17 protein-coding genes and 2 pseudogenes are annotated in these 18,159 nt (G+C 68.9%); 9 read left to right on the plus strand and 10 right to left on the minus strand.

The annotated features are described in order from the left end of the window. Positions 1–238: 238 nt before the first annotated feature. Both ACGF8B_RS01150 and ACGF8B_RS01155 read right to left on the minus strand, forming a co-directional pair. A complete protein-coding gene (locus ACGF8B_RS01150) occupies positions 239–451 on the minus strand; it encodes a DUF5326 family protein (protein ID WP_342280287.1) in 213 nt (70 codons plus the stop codon). Positions 452–599: 148 nt separating this feature from the next. Next, positions 600–917, minus strand: a complete 318-nt coding sequence (locus tag ACGF8B_RS01155; protein WP_266914450.1) for a cupin domain-containing protein — start codon at positions 915–917, stop codon at positions 600–602. A gap of 68 nt (positions 918–985) precedes the next feature. On the opposite strand from ACGF8B_RS01155, the gene ACGF8B_RS01160 reads away from it, so the two are divergent. The 4 genes from ACGF8B_RS01160 (at position 986) to ACGF8B_RS01175 (ending at position 4,206) form a co-directional block, all read left to right on the plus strand. Continuing rightward, complete coding sequence (locus tag ACGF8B_RS01160; protein WP_124719910.1) at positions 986–1,363, plus strand: phage holin family protein; 378 nt, start codon at positions 986–988, stop codon at positions 1,361–1,363. Between the two features lie 82 nt (positions 1,364–1,445). Next, positions 1,446–2,576, plus strand: a complete 1,131-nt coding sequence (locus ACGF8B_RS01165) for a cystathionine gamma-lyase (protein WP_392733636.1) — start codon at positions 1,446–1,448, stop codon at positions 2,574–2,576. 190 nt (positions 2,577–2,766) lie between these two features. Next, complete coding sequence (locus ACGF8B_RS01170) at positions 2,767–3,663, plus strand: LysR family transcriptional regulator (protein WP_392733638.1); 897 nt, start codon at positions 2,767–2,769, stop codon at positions 3,661–3,663. Positions 3,664–3,726: 63 nt separating this feature from the next. Next, positions 3,727–4,206, plus strand: a complete 480-nt coding sequence (locus ACGF8B_RS01175) for an NUDIX hydrolase (protein WP_342280276.1) — start codon at positions 3,727–3,729, stop codon at positions 4,204–4,206. Positions 4,207–4,351: 145 nt separating this feature from the next. Here the strand turns inward: ACGF8B_RS01175 and ACGF8B_RS01180 are convergent, their stop codons facing one another. After that, entirely contained in the window at positions 4,352–5,530 is a 1,179-nt protein-coding gene (locus ACGF8B_RS01180) for a globin domain-containing protein (RefSeq protein WP_392733640.1), read from the minus strand. A 325-nt stretch (positions 5,531–5,855) separates the two neighbouring features. On the opposite strand from ACGF8B_RS01180, the gene ACGF8B_RS01185 reads away from it, so the two are divergent. Further along, positions 5,856–6,383: a DUF2269 domain-containing protein gene (locus ACGF8B_RS01185; RefSeq protein WP_392733641.1), complete on the plus strand. Its 528-nt coding sequence runs from the start codon at positions 5,856–5,858 to the stop codon at positions 6,381–6,383. A gap of 5 nt (positions 6,384–6,388) precedes the next feature. Further along, positions 6,389–7,258: a GNAT family N-acetyltransferase gene (locus ACGF8B_RS01190; protein WP_392733643.1), complete on the plus strand. Its 870-nt coding sequence runs from the start codon at positions 6,389–6,391 to the stop codon at positions 7,256–7,258. A 17-nt stretch (positions 7,259–7,275) separates the two neighbouring features. Here ACGF8B_RS01190 and ACGF8B_RS01195 read toward each other — a convergent pair. Further along, positions 7,276–7,431 (minus strand): annotated as a pseudogene (locus ACGF8B_RS01195) (heme-binding protein); the annotation flags it as partial. Between the two features lie 168 nt (positions 7,432–7,599). Further along, positions 7,600–8,811: an MFS transporter gene (locus ACGF8B_RS01200; RefSeq protein WP_392733645.1), complete on the minus strand. Its 1,212-nt coding sequence runs from the start codon at positions 8,809–8,811 to the stop codon at positions 7,600–7,602. A 141-nt stretch (positions 8,812–8,952) separates the two neighbouring features. Between ACGF8B_RS01200 and ACGF8B_RS01205 the strand changes: the two genes are divergently transcribed. Together ACGF8B_RS01205 and ACGF8B_RS01210 are read left to right on the plus strand one after the other, a co-directional pair. Then, a complete protein-coding gene (locus tag ACGF8B_RS01205; RefSeq protein WP_392733647.1) occupies positions 8,953–9,420 on the plus strand; it encodes a MarR family winged helix-turn-helix transcriptional regulator in 468 nt (155 codons plus the stop codon). A gap of 74 nt (positions 9,421–9,494) precedes the next feature. Continuing rightward, on the plus strand, positions 9,495–9,947 hold the full coding sequence (locus ACGF8B_RS01210; protein ID WP_392733649.1) for a GNAT family N-acetyltransferase: 453 nt from the start codon (positions 9,495–9,497) through the stop codon (positions 9,945–9,947). Positions 9,948–10,242: 295 nt separating this feature from the next. Here ACGF8B_RS01210 and ACGF8B_RS01215 read toward each other — a convergent pair whose 3' ends face one another. The 5 genes and pseudogenes from ACGF8B_RS01215 to dnaB form a co-directional block, all read right to left on the minus strand. Further along, positions 10,243–11,619: a serine hydrolase domain-containing protein gene (locus ACGF8B_RS01215; RefSeq protein ID WP_392733651.1), complete on the minus strand. Its 1,377-nt coding sequence runs from the start codon at positions 11,617–11,619 to the stop codon at positions 10,243–10,245. 402 nt (positions 11,620–12,021) lie between these two features. Continuing rightward, positions 12,022–13,167: a cytochrome P450 gene (locus ACGF8B_RS01220; RefSeq protein WP_392733652.1), complete on the minus strand. Its 1,146-nt coding sequence runs from the start codon at positions 13,165–13,167 to the stop codon at positions 12,022–12,024. Between the two features lie 91 nt (positions 13,168–13,258). Then, entirely contained in the window at positions 13,259–13,570 is a 312-nt protein-coding gene (locus ACGF8B_RS01225) for a hypothetical protein (RefSeq protein ID WP_392733654.1), read from the minus strand. Between the two features lie 80 nt (positions 13,571–13,650). Next, a pseudogene (locus ACGF8B_RS01230) lies at positions 13,651–14,629 on the minus strand (MFS transporter); the annotation flags it as partial. Positions 14,630–14,736: 107 nt separating this feature from the next. Beyond that, positions 14,737–16,215, minus strand: a complete 1,479-nt coding sequence (gene dnaB, locus ACGF8B_RS01235) for a replicative DNA helicase (protein WP_392733656.1) — start codon at positions 16,213–16,215, stop codon at positions 14,737–14,739. Between the two features lie 459 nt (positions 16,216–16,674). Between dnaB and ACGF8B_RS01240 the strand changes: the two genes are divergently transcribed. Then, entirely contained in the window at positions 16,675–18,012 is a 1,338-nt protein-coding gene (locus ACGF8B_RS01240; RefSeq protein WP_392733658.1) for an MATE family efflux transporter, read from the plus strand. Positions 18,013–18,159 lie beyond the last annotated feature (147 nt).

Consider the following 18,159-nt stretch of genomic DNA (forward strand, 5'->3'; position numbering starts at 1 on the left):
ACCCCCAGGCATGGTGACGGGTGGTCAGCCCGCCTGTGGGGGCCGCCCCCACGGGCTGCCGCATGGCTGGGGTCCGGATGCCGAACGCCGTACAAACCACTGGTCAGCGTGGTGACGGACTGTTAATTCCCAGGTGGTGGCAGCGAACTGCCACCTTATCCGCCGGGTCCGCGAGGGGAGTCGTTTCGTCTTTCGCTTAGCTCAGCTGGGCTAATGCCCCGGCCGGCTTCCGATCGTCCTACCAGTCACCGCGCGACGAGGACGACGACATGAACTTGCGTACGACGAAGATGAGCCCGCCGACCAGGATCACGAAGATCAGGACCTTGAAGAGCAGCCCGATCACGAACCCGATCACGCTGGCGATCAGGCCTCCGAACACGACGATCGCGATGACCGGCACCGCGATCCACTTCACCCACCAGGGCATCCCCGCGAACATCTCCCGCACGGCCATCGTCCTTACCTCGTCTCCATGAGTTCCTGCCTCGATGCTAGAGGCGCGGAGGGGGCCGGTGGGGGGCTCGCGGCCCTTGAAGTCCCCTGATCGACCCCTGAGGGATCCCTGAGACCGGACCCCTGCCCTCCGGCGGATCCGCTCAGCTCTCCGGGGGAGAGAAGACCACCATCACCCGCAGGTCCTCGGTGATGTGGTGGAACTTGTGGGCGACACCGGCCGGTACGTACACCACGCTCCCTCTGCCCACCTGTGTGGTCTCCATGCCGACCGTGATGGAGGCGCGGCCGCTGACGACGAGGTAGACCTCGTCCTGATTGTGCGGCTGCTGCGGGTCGAGCTCACCGGCGTCCAGTGCGTACAGGCCGACGGACATGTGCCGTTCCTTCACGAACTGCAGATACGCGCCGTCGTTGGCGGCCCGTTCCGCCTCCAGCTCGTCCAGTCTGAATGCCTTCATGGCCTGTCCGCCCCTTGCCTCTGTACTGCCGGTGTCCGCCACCGATCAGGTCTGCCACGATCAGACACATGAAGAATTTCGTAGTCAAGACGATCGCCAACGCGGGTGCGCTGGCCGTGGCCATCTGGCTCATCCAGGACATCACGCTGACCGGTGGCAGCACCGGGCGCAAGGCACTCACGCTGATCGTGGTGGCCCTGCTCTTCGGCCTGGTGAACTTCGTGGTCAAGCCGGTCGTGAAGCTGCTGACCCTGCCGCTCTTCATCCTCACGCTCGGGCTGATCACGCTCGTGGTCAACGCGCTCATGCTGCTGCTGACCTCCTGGCTGGCCGGTCTGTTCGACCTGAGTTTCCATGTCGAGGGCTTCTGGACCGCCGTGCTCGGCGGCCTGATCATCTCCATCGTGTCGTGGGCACTGAACGTGATCCTGCCCGACGAGGACTGATCCGACGCCTTTTGAGACAGTGCAGTTCAGGCCGGTGGCACACCGGAGAGAGAAGCACCGGGAAGAGAAGCGAGGAAGCGGTATGAACACCATGGGTGACGGAACCCGGGCGGTACGGGCCGGGCTGCCCGAACCGGAGCAGTTCGAGCCCACCCTGCCCGGGCCGGTCTTCGCCGCACACTTCCATCTCTCCGGTGAGCCGACCGGTCCGTACACCTACGGCCGGGACACCAACCCGACCTGGACCCATCTGGAACGGGCCATCGGTGAGCTGGAGGCACCGGGGGAGCCCGTCGAGACCACGGTCTTCGCCTCCGGAATGGCGGCGATCTCGGCCGTGCTGCTGTCCCAGGTACGCACCGGCGACGTGGTCGTGCTGCCCGACGACGGCTATCAGGCCCTGCCACTGGTGCGCGAGCAGTTGGAGACGTACGGCGTCGAGGTGCGGACCGCGCCGACCGGCGACGATGCCCAGCTGGCCGTGCTCGAAGGCGCCAAGCTGCTGTGGATCGAGACCCCGTCCAACCCGGGGCTCGATGTCTGCGACGTGCGCCGGCTCGTCGAGGCGGCGCATTCGGCGGGCGCGCTGGTGGCCGTCGACAACACCCTCGCCACACCGCTCGGCCAGCGTCCGCTGGAGCTGGGGGCCGACTTCTCGGTCGCCAGTGACACCAAGGGCATGACCGGGCACGGGGACATCCTGCTCGGTCACGTGACCTGTCGCGATCCGGAGCTGGCGGCGGGGGTGCGGCGCTGGCGCAAGGTGGTCGGAGCCATCCCCGGTCCCATGGAGGCCTGGCTCGCGCACCGGTCGCTGGCCACGCTGGAGCTGCGGATCGACCGGCAGTGCGCCACCGCCCTGACGCTCGCGGAGGCGCTCGGCAGGCGGCCGGAGGTGACCGGGCTGCGCTACCCCGGACTGCCCTCCGACCCTTCGTACCCCAAGGCCGTGCGGCAGATGCGGCGCTTCGGCTCCGTGGTGTCGTTCGTGCTGCCCGACCGCGAACGGGCCGAGCGCTTCCTGACCGAGCTGCGGCTGGTCGACGACGCGACGAGCTTCGGCGGTGTACGTTCCACCGCCGAGCGCCGGGCACGCTGGGGCGGTGACGCGGTGCCCGAGGGCTTCATCCGCTTCTCGGTCGGCGCGGAAAGCCCCGACGACCTGGTCGCGGATGTGGAACGGGCACTCGACGCGGCAATGGGCGAGCGCTGACCGACCGGTGGTACGGGTGGTCCGAGCCTCCCCCCTCGTGGCTCGGACCACCCCGGTTCTCCTACGAAGAACCGCCCGGACAAGGCTAGTTGACTCTCCGTCAGTGTCCAATCACAGTAGCGACAGCGACCTATCGACATATTTATAGCTGTACGGGCCCGAAGCGTCACGAGGCTGGGAGGGACAGGGCATGGACCTGACCCTGCTGCGCACGTTCGTCATGGTGCACCGGGCCGGTTCCTTCACCAGGGCCGCTGCCCTGCTCGGCCTCTCCCAGCCCGCGGTCACCTCCCAGATCCGGACCCTGGAGCGGCAGCTGGGCCGCCCGCTCTTCCTGCGCAGGGCCCGCGGTGTGACCCCGACGACCACCGGCGACGAACTCGCGCACCGGGCGGCGCCCCATCTGGACGCGCTGATCGAGATCGCCGAGGCGGAGCTCGACGAGGAGTCGGGCGTACGGACGCTGCATCTGGCCGGACCGCCCGAGTTCACATCGATGCGCGCCCTGCCCGCGCTCACCCCGCTCGTCGCGCAGGGCCTGGCCCTGCGCAGCTCCTTCTTCACCAGTGCCGAGGAGGCGCTGGAGGGGCTGGCCGCCGGACACCACGACCTGGCCATCGCGACGGCCCGTCCGCGCGGTGGTCTGCTTGCCGCGACCGCGCTCTGCGACGAGGAGCATGTACTGGTCGCCGCGCCACGCTGGGCCGGGCGCCTCGGCCCAGGGGCGCTGCGGCACAAAGGGCCCGTGGTGCTGGAGCAGCTGCCGGTCGTGGAGGTCCATGAGAGCCTGCCGCTCGTCTCCCGCTACTGGGCCGCCGTCTTCGAGAGCCGGCCCGCACTCTCGGGAACGGTCGTCGTGCCCGATCTCCGGGCGGTCCTGGAGTGCACCGCGGCGGGCGCCGGACTCGCCGTGCTGCCACGCTATCTGTGCGAGAGGGCGCTGGAGCGGGGCGAGGTAGTGGCCCTCCTCGATCCTCCGGTTCCGCCGCTGCGCACCTACTTCCTGGCGGTGCGCGCCGGCACACTCGCGCTGCCCCACATCGCGCGGGCGCACGAGTGGCTGCTGCGTGCTGCCGCCGACTGGTGAGCGCGGGGCCGCCCAGCACCGGTCCGGTGTTTCAGAACCGGTTCTGCGGGCCACTCTCTTGCCATGACCGAACGTCCCGTGGTCAAGCGCACCGCACGCGCCATCCTGCTCGACGGCAATGACCTGATCCTCATCAAGCGCACCAAGCCCGGAGTGGATCCCTACTGGCTCACGCCCGGCGGCGGGGTCGAACCCGAGGACGCGACCGTCGTCGAAGCCCTGCACCGCGAACTGGACGAGGAACTCGGCGCCAAGATCACCGATGTGGTGCCCTGCTTCGTGGACACCGTGGAGCACATCGAGGGCGGCGGGGTGAAGGGCGTGAAGGTCCAGCACTTCTTCGTCTGCCGGCTGGATTCGATGGACCTGTCCCGGCGGCACGGCCCGGAGATCGACGATCCCTGTGGGGAGTACGACGTCGTGCGGGTGCCGTTCAGCCGGATGGGAATCGCCGCCGTCCACCTCGTACCACTGTCGCTGCGGCACTATCTGGACGGCAATATCGAGGGCGTACGCGCGATGCACGCGCCCGATCTGGGCTGACCGTCGCTGGTGGTCCGGGGCCGGTGGTCCCGAGCTGGTCGTCCGGGGCCGGTGGCGGTCCGGGGCTGCGGTGGCGGCCGCGGTTCCGGGGTGATCGCCTCTGCCGTGGTGGTGGCCGCCTGCGCCGTGGTGGCCTGCGCCGTGGTCAGGCGGGGCCGGTCGTGGCCAGTCCGTCGAAGAAATCGTGCCGGATGCGCTCGGCAGGCATTCCAATGCCCCGGAGCGCGTCCACCCCGCTGCGGATCATGCCGGGCGGGCCCGAGAGATAGGCCTCGTACTCGGGCCACGGGCCGCACTCCCGCACCGCTTCGGGCAGCAGTCCTCTCAGGCCTCCTCCCGTTCCCCGGCCCGTGGAGACCACCGGCCGGACCGCGAGCCAGGGATAGGTGCTCTGGAGCCGCATCATCGTGTCGATGTCGTACAGGTCGTGATCGCTGCGTGCCCCGTAGAAGACCTCCACCGGGCGCCGGTCGCCGTGCTCCGCGACGTCCTCGACGAGCGCCTTGATCGGTGCGATGCCTGTGCCTCCGCCCAGGCAGAGCAGACCGTTGTGGGTGGAGTGGTCGACCGTCATCGAGCCCGTGGGAGGGCCGAGGCGCAGGATGTCCCCTGGCCGGGCCCGGTGCACCAGGGCGTTGGAGACCCAGCCGGCCGGAACCGCCTTGATGTGGAAGGTGAGCAGGCCGTCGGGGCGGGGCGCTGAGGCGAAGGAGTAGTGCCGCCAGTTCCGGGGCCACCACGGGGTCTCGACGGCCGTGTACTGGCCGGCGAGAAAGGGGTAGGCCTGGTCGGGGCGGAGCGTGAGCACCGCTATGTCCCGGGTCCGGAGATCGTGGGACACGATCTCCGCGTGCCACCAGGCAGGAGACCACTGTTCGTCCTCGGCGGCTGCGTCGATCATGATCTGCGATATCGCGGTGTAGGCGCGCACCCACGCAGCTTCTGTCTCCCCGTCCCAGGTGGTGGTCGCGTAGCGGCTCAGTGCGCCCATGAGCGCCTCCCCCACCGCGGGATAGTGCACGGGCCGTGTGCCGTACTTGCGATGGCCCCGCCCCAGTCCGCCGAGGTACTCGGCCAGTGCCCGCGGATCGTCCAGCCGATCTGCCGCAGTGAGAATCGCCCGGAGGAGCCGGTCGCGCTGGACGTCCATCGCGACCGGGAACAGCTCCCTCAGCTCCGGGTGACGCACGAAGAGCAGCGCGTAGAAGTACGAGGTCGCCTGGTCCGCGACGGGCGAGATCTCGGTCAGGGTGCGATGGATCAGGATCGCGTCGGCGGATCTGCCCGTTCCGTCTTCGGTCCACCCGGTGGCCGGAGCATCCATACTGTGCCTCGCCTCGTACGTCTCGTGGTCGCCTTACGCACCAGCACGGCCCGTGGTCCCCTTTGCCCGCGAACGCGGTCTGGCCCCGCTGACGGCCGTCGTACGGCCACCGTCCCCGATTCCCCGGCCCAGCATGCCTTGCGACGGACACGGGCGGGTCGTGAACCGATGACTGGCGCCCATGAGCGCATCAGCACCGGGCAGAACAGAAACTCGCCCGGCAGGGAAGCCCGCAGAGGAGCGCGTGCCGTACGCCGAGGCTAGTACGCGCGATTACTCCCGCCGTCAGACGCCCGATCGCCTCGCTCCCGGCACCGTGTTTCACGTGAAACCACTCAAACGCTCCGCCCGCCGAAGCCTCCTGGTGGCGCATGTCGCGGTATCCGTGAGCTGGCTGGGACTGACCGTCGGACTGCTTACGCTCGGAATCGCGGCCTTCTCCACCGGGGACCCCTCCACCGCGCAGGCCGCCACCCGCGCCATGAAGATCTTCGGGGACTGGCTGATCGTGCCGATCGCCCTGTTCTCACTGATCAGCGGCCTCGTCCTGGCGCTCCGCACGCCGTGGGGGCTGGCCAGGCACCGGTGGGTCTTGACGAAGTTCTGGCTCACCCTGATCACCGTGGCGCTGTCCATCTTCTCCCTGCGGCCCGGCATCGACGAAGCCGCGGCACGGGGGGCCGTCGATATCGATCTGGTGGTCGCACCGTCGGTGGCGACGGCGACGTACCTCTTCGTCACCGCGATATCGGTACTGAAACCCTGGGGGCCGACCCGGCGTGGCCGTCGGCTGCGTCGTTCGTCCGGAGTCGGTAAAGGGGTGGACGAGCGAACATCGGGTCGTACAGCCTGACCTTCATGTCCAGCTCACTGCCCCTTCCGATCACCGAACTGCCGGTCCGGCGCCTCACCCCGGGCGACCTGGTCGCCTGCGCCGATCTCAGCGAAGACCGTGGCTGGCCACGCGATGAGCACAGATGGGGCCTGCTCCTCGCGGCCGGAGCCGGCTACGGCGTGGACGACCCCGAGGGCAAGGGCCTGATGGCCGGCTGCGTGGTGACCTCCTACGGCCCCCGGCTGGCCGCCATCGGCATGGTGCTCGTCGCGGAGCGCTATGCACGGCAGGGAGTCGCACGGCAGCTGATGCACCGTGTGCTCGCCGAGGCCGGGGACACTCCGCTCAGTCTCTACGCGACAACCGCGGGGCAGCCGCTCTACGAACAGCTCGGCTTCTCGGTCGTGGGTCACGCCCAACGGGTCACCGGCTTCTTCCGGCCGGCCGACGGCAGGCCCCCGGCCGCGACCGTCCGCCCGGCCACGGCGGAGGACCTGCAGGCCATGGTCCGGCTGGACGCGGATGTCTTCGGCGCCGACCGGACCCATGTCCTCGCCCGGCTGCCCGCGTTCGCCGACCACATCCGCGTGGCGCAGGACGCAGGACGTCTCATCGGCTACGCGGCCGCCTGGCCGAGCGACCGGACGTATGCGGTCGGCCCTCTGGTCGCGCGCGACACCGCCACGGCCCGGGCACTCGTCTCCTCGCTCGCGGAGGCGACGGATCGGCCGCTGCGCGCGGACATCGACGCACGCCATACCGAACTGCTCGACTGGTTCGAGGAATGCGGCCTGCGATCCGGCTCCACGACCGCGGTGATGTCCCGTGGAGCCTCGGACCTGCCCGGTGACTGGACCCGTCGCTACGCCCCGCTGACCGTGGCGATGGGCTGACCGCCGACGCGAGCACTTCAGGCGAGCGACCGTACTGCGGCCGTCGCGAAGACGTGATCCTGGTCGGGGGCGCCTCCGCCGACACCGATGGCGCCTATGAGGCGGCCACCGCGGTGCACCGGAACGCCACCGGCGATGAAGAGCGACGGCCGGTCGAGAGCGGTGGGCAGAGTACGGCGGCAGTGGTGGTGCTCATGGGGTGACTCCTTGGTGCGCTGTGGTGCGACGAAGCTCTGTGCGGTGGGGTTCTGCGCAGTGGGGTTCTGCGCGGTGCGGTGCGCCCGGTGCGGTTCTGTGCGGTGCGGTGAGGCGAGGCGCTGCGTGTCGCTCTGGGAGCGAGGTCAGTTCCGGGACACGGAGGTCAGGACCGGCTCGGGGCTGTGCCTGGCGACGAGCCGGCTGGGCGTGGCCGTGCGGCGTTCCAGCGCGCCGGAGACGATCGCGAGGGCCAGGGCGGAGACAGCCAGTGCTGCGCCGACCCAGTTGGGCGCGGTGTAGCCGAGGCCGGCCGCGATGACGATGCCACCGAGCCACGCCGAGAGCGCGTTGCCGAGGTTGAAGGCGCCGATGTTGGCCGCGGAGGCAAGGGTCGGGGCACCTGCCGCCTGGTCCAGCACCCTCTTCTGCAACGGCGGTACGGTCGCGAAGCCCAGGCCACCGATCAGCACGATGGTCACCGCTGCGGTGATCTTGTTGTGCGCGGTCAGGGTGAACAGGGCAAGAACCACGGCGAGGGCGCCCAGCGACACGTACAGCAGGGGCATCAGACGGCGGTCGGCGAACTTCCCGCCGATCAGATTGCCGCCCACCATGCCCAGTCCGAGAAGGACCAGCAGCCAGGTGACGGACGACGTGGAGTAGCCGGCGACCTCGGTCATCATCGGAGTGATGTAGGTGATCGCGGCGAAGACTCCGCCGAAGCCCAGCACGGTCATCCCCATGGCGAGCAGGACCTGCACGTTGCGGAACGCGGCCAGTTCGTCGCGGAGCCGCACGGCTTCGTTCCGCGGCTGTTCGGGGACGAGCCTGGCAACACCGAGAAGTCCGACGACGCCGATCGCGGCGACGACGAAGAACGTGGTGCGCCAGCCGACGCTCTGCCCGATGTAGGTGCCCAGCGGTACGCCGACGACATTGGCCACGGTGAGGCCGGTGAACATCATGGCGATCGCGCCGGCCCTCTTCCGGGGAGCGACCAGGTCCGCCGCGACGACCGTTCCGATGCCGAAGAAGGCACCGTGGGCGAGCGAGGCGATCACCCGGCCGACGAGCATCACACCGAAGACCGGGGCGACCGCGGAGACGACGTTGCCCACGACGAACAGCCCCATGAGCAGTACCAGCATGCGTTTGCGGGTGATCCGGGTACCGAGGGCCGTCATCAGCGGGGCACCGAGGACGACGCCGAGGGCGTATCCCGTGACGAGGAATCCCGCGGTGGGGATCGAGACCTGGAAGTCCGCGGCCACCTCTGGGAGCAACCCCATGATCACGAACTCGGTGGTCCCGATACCGAAAGCCCCGATGGCGAGGGCCAGAAGCGCCAGCGGCATGGGTTTCACCTTCCCTGAAGATTGCGCCTGCACCTTATGGACGTACACAATAATTGCAGGCGCCGTTTAATTGCAAGTGCTGACTATTGCGGCAGTCGCCTATCCTGGAGGCAAGCGACTCCGACACGGAGGAAAGACCTCATGACAGCGACAGACCCCGCACCCACCGCCCTCTCCCAGGGCTGGTGCGCTCTCTCCTTGCTCCACGGAAAGATCGAGGCCCGTATCGAGCGGGCACTGCAGTCCGGGCACGGACTCAGCGTGCGGGAGTACTCCCTGCTCGGCGTTCTGAGCAGGCAGCACAATGGTCCCGGTGGGCATCTCCAGATGAAGCAGGTCGCGGACGCGGTCGTGCTCAGCCAGAGCGCCACCACTCGCCTGGTCACCCGCCTTGAGGACCGCGGACTGCTGACGCGGTATCTCTGCGACACCGATCGCCGCGGCATCTACACCGATGTCACCGAGGCCGGCCTGACCCTGCTCCACGAAGCCCGGCCGACCAACGACAGCGCGCTGCGTGCCGCGCTGGACGAAGCCGCGAAGAGCCCCGAACTGGCCCCGCTGGTCGAGGCCGTCGAAGCGCTGAAGGTCCCTGTGCCGGTCGTGTGAGCCGCCCGGCCTCGGACCCGCCCGGTCGGGCCTGACCCGCGCGCCGCCCGGCCGGTCTGCGTAACCTGCGGATCATGAGTGATCTGGAGATACGCCCTGCCGCCCTCACCGACATCCCGGTGATCGTTGCCATGCTCGCCGACGATCCGCTGGGCGCCCGGCGTGAGTCGCCGGACGATCTCACCCCGTACCACACCGCGTTCCAGCGCCTGGCGGACGACCCGAACCAGCACCTGATGGTTGCCGTGCGCGAGGGCCGCGTCGTCGGCACTCTGCAACTGACGGTGATTCCCGGGCTCTCCAGGCGCGGCTCGACCCGCTCGGTCATCGAGGGCGTACGCATCCACGCCGACGAGCGCGGCAGCGGCCTCGGCACCCTGCTGATCGAGTGGGCCGTGGACGAATCCCGTCGCCAGGGCTGCCAGTTGGTGCAGCTGACGTCCGATGTGACCCGGACCGATGCCCATCGCTTCTACGAGCGGCTCGGCTTCACCGCCAGCCATGTGGGCTTCAAGCTCGCCCTCTGACCGCAGCCCGAATCCGGGGGCGTCCGTGCGGACCTCCCCGGTCTTCGTGGCCGACGCGGCTCTCTACGGGGATGTCTCGCCGACCCGGCGAGTCTTCATGCGAAACGCCTTCTTCATCAGGCTGTCGGACATCGGCCGGGATGCTCCTGCCGCGATCGGGGCGGAAGCATCCCGGCATTCGCAATGGGTGGGTCAGTACCTGGTCACTCCACGCTTCCGTACCGCGCTGGAACGGGAGTTGATGGCCTGGGTCGACCCGCGCTCCACCGTTTCACGTGAAACACGAAGCCCGATCTCACAGACCCCGCCAGCCGCCCTCGTCCACGCCACCAGGAACGGCTGCCGCCGGGTCGTACGGCTCCCGCGTGAAGACGAAGGACCCCAGGTCCAGGTGGTTCACGCTGCCGTCGCTGTTACGGACCACGCGCAGCGTCTCCCCCGCGTAGTAGCCGTCGAGACCGGTCCAGGTGCCATCCGGCCGAGCGGTGAACCGGGCACCTCGGCCGGCGCCTTGCAGGGGGCCAAGCTCCAGCCCACCGTCCGGGGCAATCCGCAGAACATTCGCACGCGTGCCCCAGTACCAGGGACCGGTCAGCGCGAGCAGTTCGGCATCCACCTCCGGCAGCAGGCGCCAGGGCTCCGGAATGCGGGGCTCGGCCTCGGCCACGATGTCCACGAGGTCGGCTGCGACACCACCGACCATCAGTCCCGCCGTCGTGTTGGTGAGTACGACGGCCGCCACATCGTCCTCGACGCTGACCCACAGGGCGGCCAGGAATCCGGGCAGCGAGCCTGTGTGGCCGATCAGCGTGCGGTCGCCGCTCCGTACCACCTGGAGGCCCAGACCGTAATTGAACTGCCAGTCACCGGGCTCACCCGGCGCGGACGGTTCACGCATCTGCTCCACGGAGGCGGCCCGGAGCACCCGGTCGTCACCCTCGGCCAGGAAGGACGCGAAGCGCAGGAGGTCATCGGTCGTGGACCAGAGCTGACCTGCCGGGGCCATCAGTCCGAGATCCTCGGCCGGCTCGGGCAGCATGACATCGGCCCAGGGATGCACGGCCCAGCCGCCCGCGTGTGGTGCCTGCGCCTGGGGGCCGGTGCGGTGCATGCCGAGCGGTTCCAGGATCTCGTTCCGGAGCGCCTCCGCCCAGCTCACCCCGCGCACCTTCTCGACTAGTGCGCCCAGCAGCGTGTAGCCGGGGTTCGAGTAGTGGTGACGGTGCCCGGGACTGTGCATCCGCGTCTGCGCGCCGAGCACGTCGGCCAACTCGGGCCGCAGTGTGCCCGGGGTCCGCTCCCACCAGGGCGCGGGCGACTCGGCACCGAGTCCCGCACTGTGCCCCAGCAGTTGGTGGATCGTCACATCGCCGACTCCGGTGCCCGGCAGATGCTTCTCCAGCGGATCCTCCAGGTCCAGCAGCCCCTCGTCACGCAGGCGCAGCACCAGCACCGAGGTGAAGGTCTTGGTCAGGGAGCCGATCCTGAACTGCGTGTCGCCGTCCGGGGCGTGCCCGTCCACACAACTGCGGGCACCGCTCCAGACGATCTGCCCCTGCCTCCGCACCGCGGCTACGAGCGAGGGTGTCCGGCCCTCCGACTGAGCGGTGGCGATGCGATGCAGCAGGGCACGCTGCGTCGCCGGAAGCAACTGTTCGACTGAGTAGGTCATGCTCAAACAACTACCCGCAGAACCAGATGGAGGCGAGCCCATTTCCCCGGGACTCCGCCCGGAGCCCTGGGCAGGCTGCGGAAACTCGCGATCCGCGTCCAGGACGATCGCTCTGACCTGTGGTTCTTGAAGCTTCCTCACGAAATGTCATGGCGGGTTCGTCTCGGAGTGCGGGTCATTTCCTCGGGTGCAGGCCGAAGCCACCGGCCTGCACCCGAGGGCGGCCGCTCATGGTTCGCGGCCTACATGAGATCTGTGGTCGCCCGAGTTCCCGTGGCCCGTAGTGGGCAGGTGCTGCCCCTGCCCGAGGAAGCGACGGTGGTCCCTGCACCGGCAGCGGTCATCGCATTCACCGTACGGACGAGGCCGCTGCATCGTTGCGGGAAACCTCATCGGTCGCCGTCACCAGGTCGCGGGCAGGTGGAGGGGGCTGCGTGTGACGGTGCCGTGCCGCCATACGAGGTCGTCGGCGGTGATGGTGAGGCGCAGGGAGGGCAGACGGGTGGCGAGGCGGTGGAGGGCGAGCTGGAGTTCGGCGCGGGCGAGCCAGGTGCCCAGGCAGTAGTGGCGGCCCGCGCCGAAGGCGAGGGAGGGCTTCGGCAAGGGGGTGAACAGATTGTCGTGGTCGTGAGGGTCGCCCGGGAAGGCCGCCGGGTCGCGGTTGGCGGCGACATGGTCGGTCGTGACGAAATCGCCGGTGCGGATCATCACGCCGCCGAGCAGGATGTCCGTGGTGGCGGCGAGGACATGACCGGGACGTTCCTCGCGGTCGCCGAGAGGGATCAGGTGGAGCAGCCGCTCGGTGAGTACCTCGGCGGCCTGTTCGTCGGAGCCGAGTCGTGCCCAGGCCTTGTCCTGCTCGGTCAGCAGGTAGAGCAGAGAGTTGCTGAGCATGGTCATGGTGGTGTCGTGACCGCCGACGATCATGGTGGAGATCAGGTTGACCAGCGTGGCCTCGGAAATACCGCCCTCATGGTCGGTGGCGCGGACGACCGAGCTGACCAGGTCGTCGCCGGGATCTTTGCGCCGTTCGGCGATCAGCGCGGTGGTGAAGTCGGTCAGTTCGCACCGGGCGCGGTCACCCTCTTCCGGCGTCGCGGTCGCTCCGGCAAAGGCGTGTTCGGCCCAGTGGAACAGCTGCTCGATGGGAACGTCGTCCACGGCCAGCAGACGGTGGATGACCCTGCAGGGCAGGGGCAGGGCGTAGTCGGTGACGAGGTCGGCGGGCGGCCCCTGTACGACGAGGCCGTCGAGGAGCTGGTCGACGACGCCGGCCACCCACGGCCGCATGTGCTCGACCGCGCGCGGAGTGAAGGCCCGGCCAACAGCACGCCGGAGGCGCAGATGCGCGTCGCCGTCCTGCCGTCCGATGGAGTCGCGGCTGTCCAGCAGGCTGGGGCTGTCGACGATCGGAGGCGTATCGGGGGCATGGACCGGTGCGCGTTCGAAGCGGGGATCGGAGAGGACCTGGTGCACGTCGTCGTACCGGGTGACGAGCCAGACCGGGGTGCCGTTCGGTAGTTCGATGAGCCGGGGTGGCCCCGGCACCGGGGCATTTACCCGGTGGAGAGGGACTGTGCGGGCGACGGGCACGGTGTTCCTTCCTGCTTCGACGGCAGCCCGGACGGCCGGGCACACCTCACACCCGACCAACGACATACCCCTGCTCCAGGTCATCAGGCGGTTCAGGAGCCTTTTGGGCGTCGGCCGAGGCCCTGACCAGGTCGGAACAGCGGTTCGCGCCCTGGTGGGACACCCGCCCGCGGACCTGCTGCCACCCACCGGCGGCAGGAGGTCCGGCGGCGAGGCCGAGGACGCTCCTGGGCAGTCCGGCCATGTCGGCGTACTTGCCGGTGAGCGCGGTGCGGACCGTGGCGACGAACGCTGTTCCGGCTGAGCACGAAGCAAACCCGGCATCGCCGATCGCCCCTGTGGCATCGAGGACGCCCATGTCCCCCGCCCCCGGCCGGCGAATGGCCGGACGCCCACGGTGCGTGTCACTTTCTCGACAGACGGAAAGCTACCGGACGCCTACTGGCGGTGGATCTGCTCGACGGACTCCAGTCCCGAACGCAGCAGCTGGCCGCCGAGCAGCACAACGCAGGCCGCGGCGGTCAGCAGCCCGCCGACGAGGAAGGTGCCCCGCACGTCGGCCAGTGGCAGGATCAGTCCGCCGAGCGCGGCGCCCGCCGCGATGCCGGCGTTGTAGAGACCGGAGTTGGCCGCGAGTGCGAGATCCGTGCGGCCCGGCGCGCAATGCAGCATCGCGTTCTGGGTGGTCATGAACACCGGCCCGAGTGCACCACCCGTCATCACCAGGAACACCACCGCAGCCACTGGATCGCTGCCGACCGTGGAGAGACCGAGCATGCCCACCGCCTGCGTCACCACGGCGGTGGTCAGCGTCGCCTGCGGAAAGCGGTCCAGCAGCACCCCGGTGATGCTCACCCCGGCGAGACACGACACACCGAAAACCACGAACAGGGCGCTGACCGCGCTCGGGGAGAACCCGCTCACGTCGCCCAGGAACTTCACGATGTAGGTGTAGCCGGCGAATGCCCCGGCGGCGGACAAGGTGCCGGCCGCCAGCACGATCCCGAACCGGCGGGCGTCGGGACTGATCCCGTAGGCGGCAGGCTCTTCCTCCAGCCGCGAGGTCGGCAGCAGGACGGCGATCGTCATCAGAGAGACGAGTCCCAGCGCCGCCTGCAGGGCGACACAACGGCCAGCCGTTGTGTCGGCCCAGCCAGGTCCCGCCGGGAACGCCGAGCACGAGGGCGAGCGAACCGGCGACGGACAGCGCTCCGACCACACGTCCACGGACCTCGGACGCGAACAGGCCCACCGCGACGGGCCCCATCACGGCCCAGAACAGCGCCTGGGCGAGCGCGGTCAGCAGCCGCGCGAGGAGGAGCACCCAGTAGGAGGTGGCCAACGCCGCAACCAGACTGGACACCACCAGCGCGGCCAGCAGTCCGGTAAGCACGTGGCGTCGGGGCAGGGCCCGTGACCGAGCAGTGCTGCTGCTCCCTGGTACCACCGTGTCCTGTTGGCCACGCAGCGGCCGTCGCCGATGGAAAGTGGCCACGGGATCCGGAGACCTGTAGCAAGCACCGATCAGGTCTGCGCCATGTCCACGAAGCGCGAGTAGTGGCCCTGGAAGGCCACCGTGATCGTTGCCGTCGGACCGTTTCGGTGCTTGGCCACGATCAGGTCGGCCTCGCCGGCGCGGGGGGACTCCTTCTCGTACGCGTCCTCGCGGTGCAGCAGGATCACCATGTCGGCGTCCTGCTCGATGGACCCGGATTCACGCAGGTCGGAGACCATCGGCTTCTTGTCCGTGCGTTGCTCGGGACCACGGTTCAGCTGAGAGAGCGCGATGACCGGAAGCTGAAGCTCCTTGGCCAGCAGCTTGAGGTTTCGGGACATGTCCGAGACTTCCTGCTGGCGGCTCTCGGCTCGCTTTGAGCCACCGGACTGCATCAGCTGCAGATAGTCGATGACCACGAGCTTGAGGTCGTTGCGCTGCTTGAGACGCCGGCACTTCGCCCGGATCTCCATCATCGAGAGGTTCGGTGAGTCGTCGATGTAGAGCGGGGCGGCCGAGACATCGGGCATCCGGCGGGCCAGCCGCGTCCAGTCCTCGTCCGTCATGGTGCCGGAGCGCATGTGGTGCAGGGCCACCCGGGCCTCGGCGGAGAGCAGACGCATCGCGATCTCGTTGCGTCCCATTTCGAGGGAGAAGATCACGCTGGGCAGATTGCTCTTGATCGAACAGGCCCGCGCGAAGTCGAGAGCCAGTGTGGACTTACCCATGGCGGGGCGGGCGGCGATGACGACCATCTGGCCCGGGTGCAGGCCGTTCGTCAGGGCATCGAGGTCGGTGAAGCCGGTCGGCACCCCGGTCATCTCACCGCTGCGCGAACCGATCGCCTCGATCTCGTCGAGCGCGCCCTCCATGATGTCGCCGAGCGGCAGGTAGTCCTCGCTGGTGCGCTGCTCGGTGACCGCGTAGATCTCGGCCTGCGCCGAGTTCACGATGTCGTCGACATCGCCGTCCGCCGCGTATCCCATCTGCGTGATCTTCGTGCCGGCCTCGACGAGCCGCCGCAGGACCGCCCGCTCATGGACGATCTCCGCGTAGTACGAGGCGTTGGCCGCGGTCGGTACGGACTGGACCAGGGTGTGCAGATACGGCGCCCCGCCCACCTTGGTGATCTCGCCGCGTTTGACCAGTTCGGCCGCCACCGTGATCGGGTCGGCAGGCTCGCCCTTGGCGTAGAGGTCGAGGATCGCCTGGTAGACGGTCTCGTGCGCGGGGCGGTAGAAGTCGTGGCCCTTGATGATCTCCACGACATCGGCGATGGCGTCCTTGGACAGGAGCATGCCGCCGAGGACCGACTGCTCGGCATCGAGGTCCTGGGGCGGAACCCGCTCGAAACCGGGTGATCCGCCCTCCCAGCCGCCGCTCTCCCTGCCGCGTTCGTGCTGCTCGCCGCGGTCCCTGCCCTCACCGCGGCGCTGCCGGGAAACGGGCAGACGGTCGCTGGGACCGGCCTCGGCCCAGGGGTCGTCCAAAGGCTCGGGAATGCTCACCGGGCCACCTCCTCCCGTCCGCTCCGCGGACCTCGCCATGCCACTCTTTCTTACGGCACAGCACCGACAAACAAGACGCCCGACTCCGGTTCTGGGGAGTCGAGTTCTGAGTGGTTCCGGGTCCGGAACGGGGTGCGGGCGCCGGTCCACGGTAGGCCGCTCGGCACCGTCAGCCAATCTGGTTATCCACAGGGCATGTGGACGACCGACCAGATGCTGTGGAGAACTCTGCGGATCCTGTGCACGGAGCGGGGGACAGCACTGTGGACAAACTCATAACACCCACATCATCACCGCGCTGACCTGGCCTTTCCCCATCCACGGCCTGTGGGGGAGAAAAACTTTCCGAGTCAGCACAAGATCACGACAAACGACCCACGAGAGAACGCCGAGCGCAGGCAAATGTAAGGGCTAATAAGCCATTGCATCTATTACCTGTGGAAGATTAGATTGGCCCCCATGATCCAGGCCCCGGCGCCCCCGCCACCCAGTCGTCGACGGCACGACCGCGAGATCATCTCGCTCGCCGTACCCGCCTTCGGCGCACTCGTCGCCGAGCCGCTCTTCGTCATGGTCGACAGCGCCATCGTCGGCCATCTCGGTACGCCGCAACTGGCCGGCCTGGCCGTCGCCGCCGCTCTGCTGACCACCGCTGTCAGCATCTTCGTCTTCCTTGCCTATGCCACCACCGCGGCAGTGGCACGGCGGGTCGGAGCGGGCGATCTGGCCTCCGCGATCCGGCAGGGCATGGACGGCATCTGGCTGGCGATCCTGCTGGGCATCGCCGTCATCGCCGTCACCCTCCCCACGGCCCCCTGGCTTGTGGATGTCTTCGGCGCCTCCGACACGGCCGCCCCCTACGCGATCACCTATCTGCGGATCTCCAGCCTCGGTATCCCGGCGATGCTCGTGGTGCTGGCAGCGACCGGTGTTCTCCGCGGCCTGCAGGACACCAGGACCCCGCTCTACGTCGCCATCGGAGGCTTCGCCGCCAACGGAGCCCTCAACGCGGGACTGGTCTACGGCGCCGGCCTCGGGATCGCCGGATCGGCCTGGGGCACCGTGATCGCACAGGTCTCGATGGCCGTCGCCTATCTGATCGTGGTGGTACGGGGAGCCAGGCGGCACGGCGCCTCACTGCGTCCCGATGCCGCAGGTATCAGGACCAGCGCCCGGGCCGGTGTGCCACTGCTGGTCCGTACGCTGTCGCTCCGCGCGGTACTGATGATTGCCACGGCCGTTGCCGCCCGCCTCGGCGACACCGAAATCGCCGCGCACCAGATCATCCTCTCGCTCTGGAGCCTGATGGCTTTCGCTCTCGATGCCATCGCCATCGCCGGTCAGGCGATCATCGGCCGCTACCTGGGGGCCGACGATGCCGAGGGCGCGCGCGAGGCATGCCGTCGTATGGTCCAGTGGGGCATCGTCTCCGGGGTGGTGTTCGGAGCACTGATCGTCCTCGCCCGACCGCTGTTCGTGCCCTTGTTCACCAGCGACCAGGCCGTACAGGACACCCTGCTCCCGGCTCTGCTGGTGGTGGCACTGTCCCAGCCGATCGCAGGAGTGGTATTCGTCCTGGACGGAGTACTGATGGGCGCAGGCGATGGGCGGTACCTGGCCTGGGCCATGCTCGTCACGCTCGCGGTCTTCGCCCCGGTCGCCCTGCTGGTGCCGGTGATCGGTGGCGGCCTGACGACGCTGTGGTGGGCGATGGCCCTGATGATGACCGTCCGCTTGGTGACGCTCTGGCTGCGCACCCGCTCCGGCAAGTGGATAGTCACCGGGGCCACCCGCTGAGCCACCAGCCGCGTTCCTGTTTCACGTGAAACAGGGGAACCGAGGGGCCGGTCGACACCACTCACCGCCGCTCGGCGCCGCCGAAAGAAGCTCAGAGCCGCCGGAAGACACGGCGCAACCTACGACGAAGCCCATGGAGAAGGGCCG

The sequence above is a fragment of the Streptomyces sp. NPDC047917 genome (genome assembly GCF_043204345.1).
Lineage (GTDB): Bacteria > Actinomycetota > Actinomycetes > Streptomycetales > Streptomycetaceae > Streptomyces > Streptomyces sanglieri.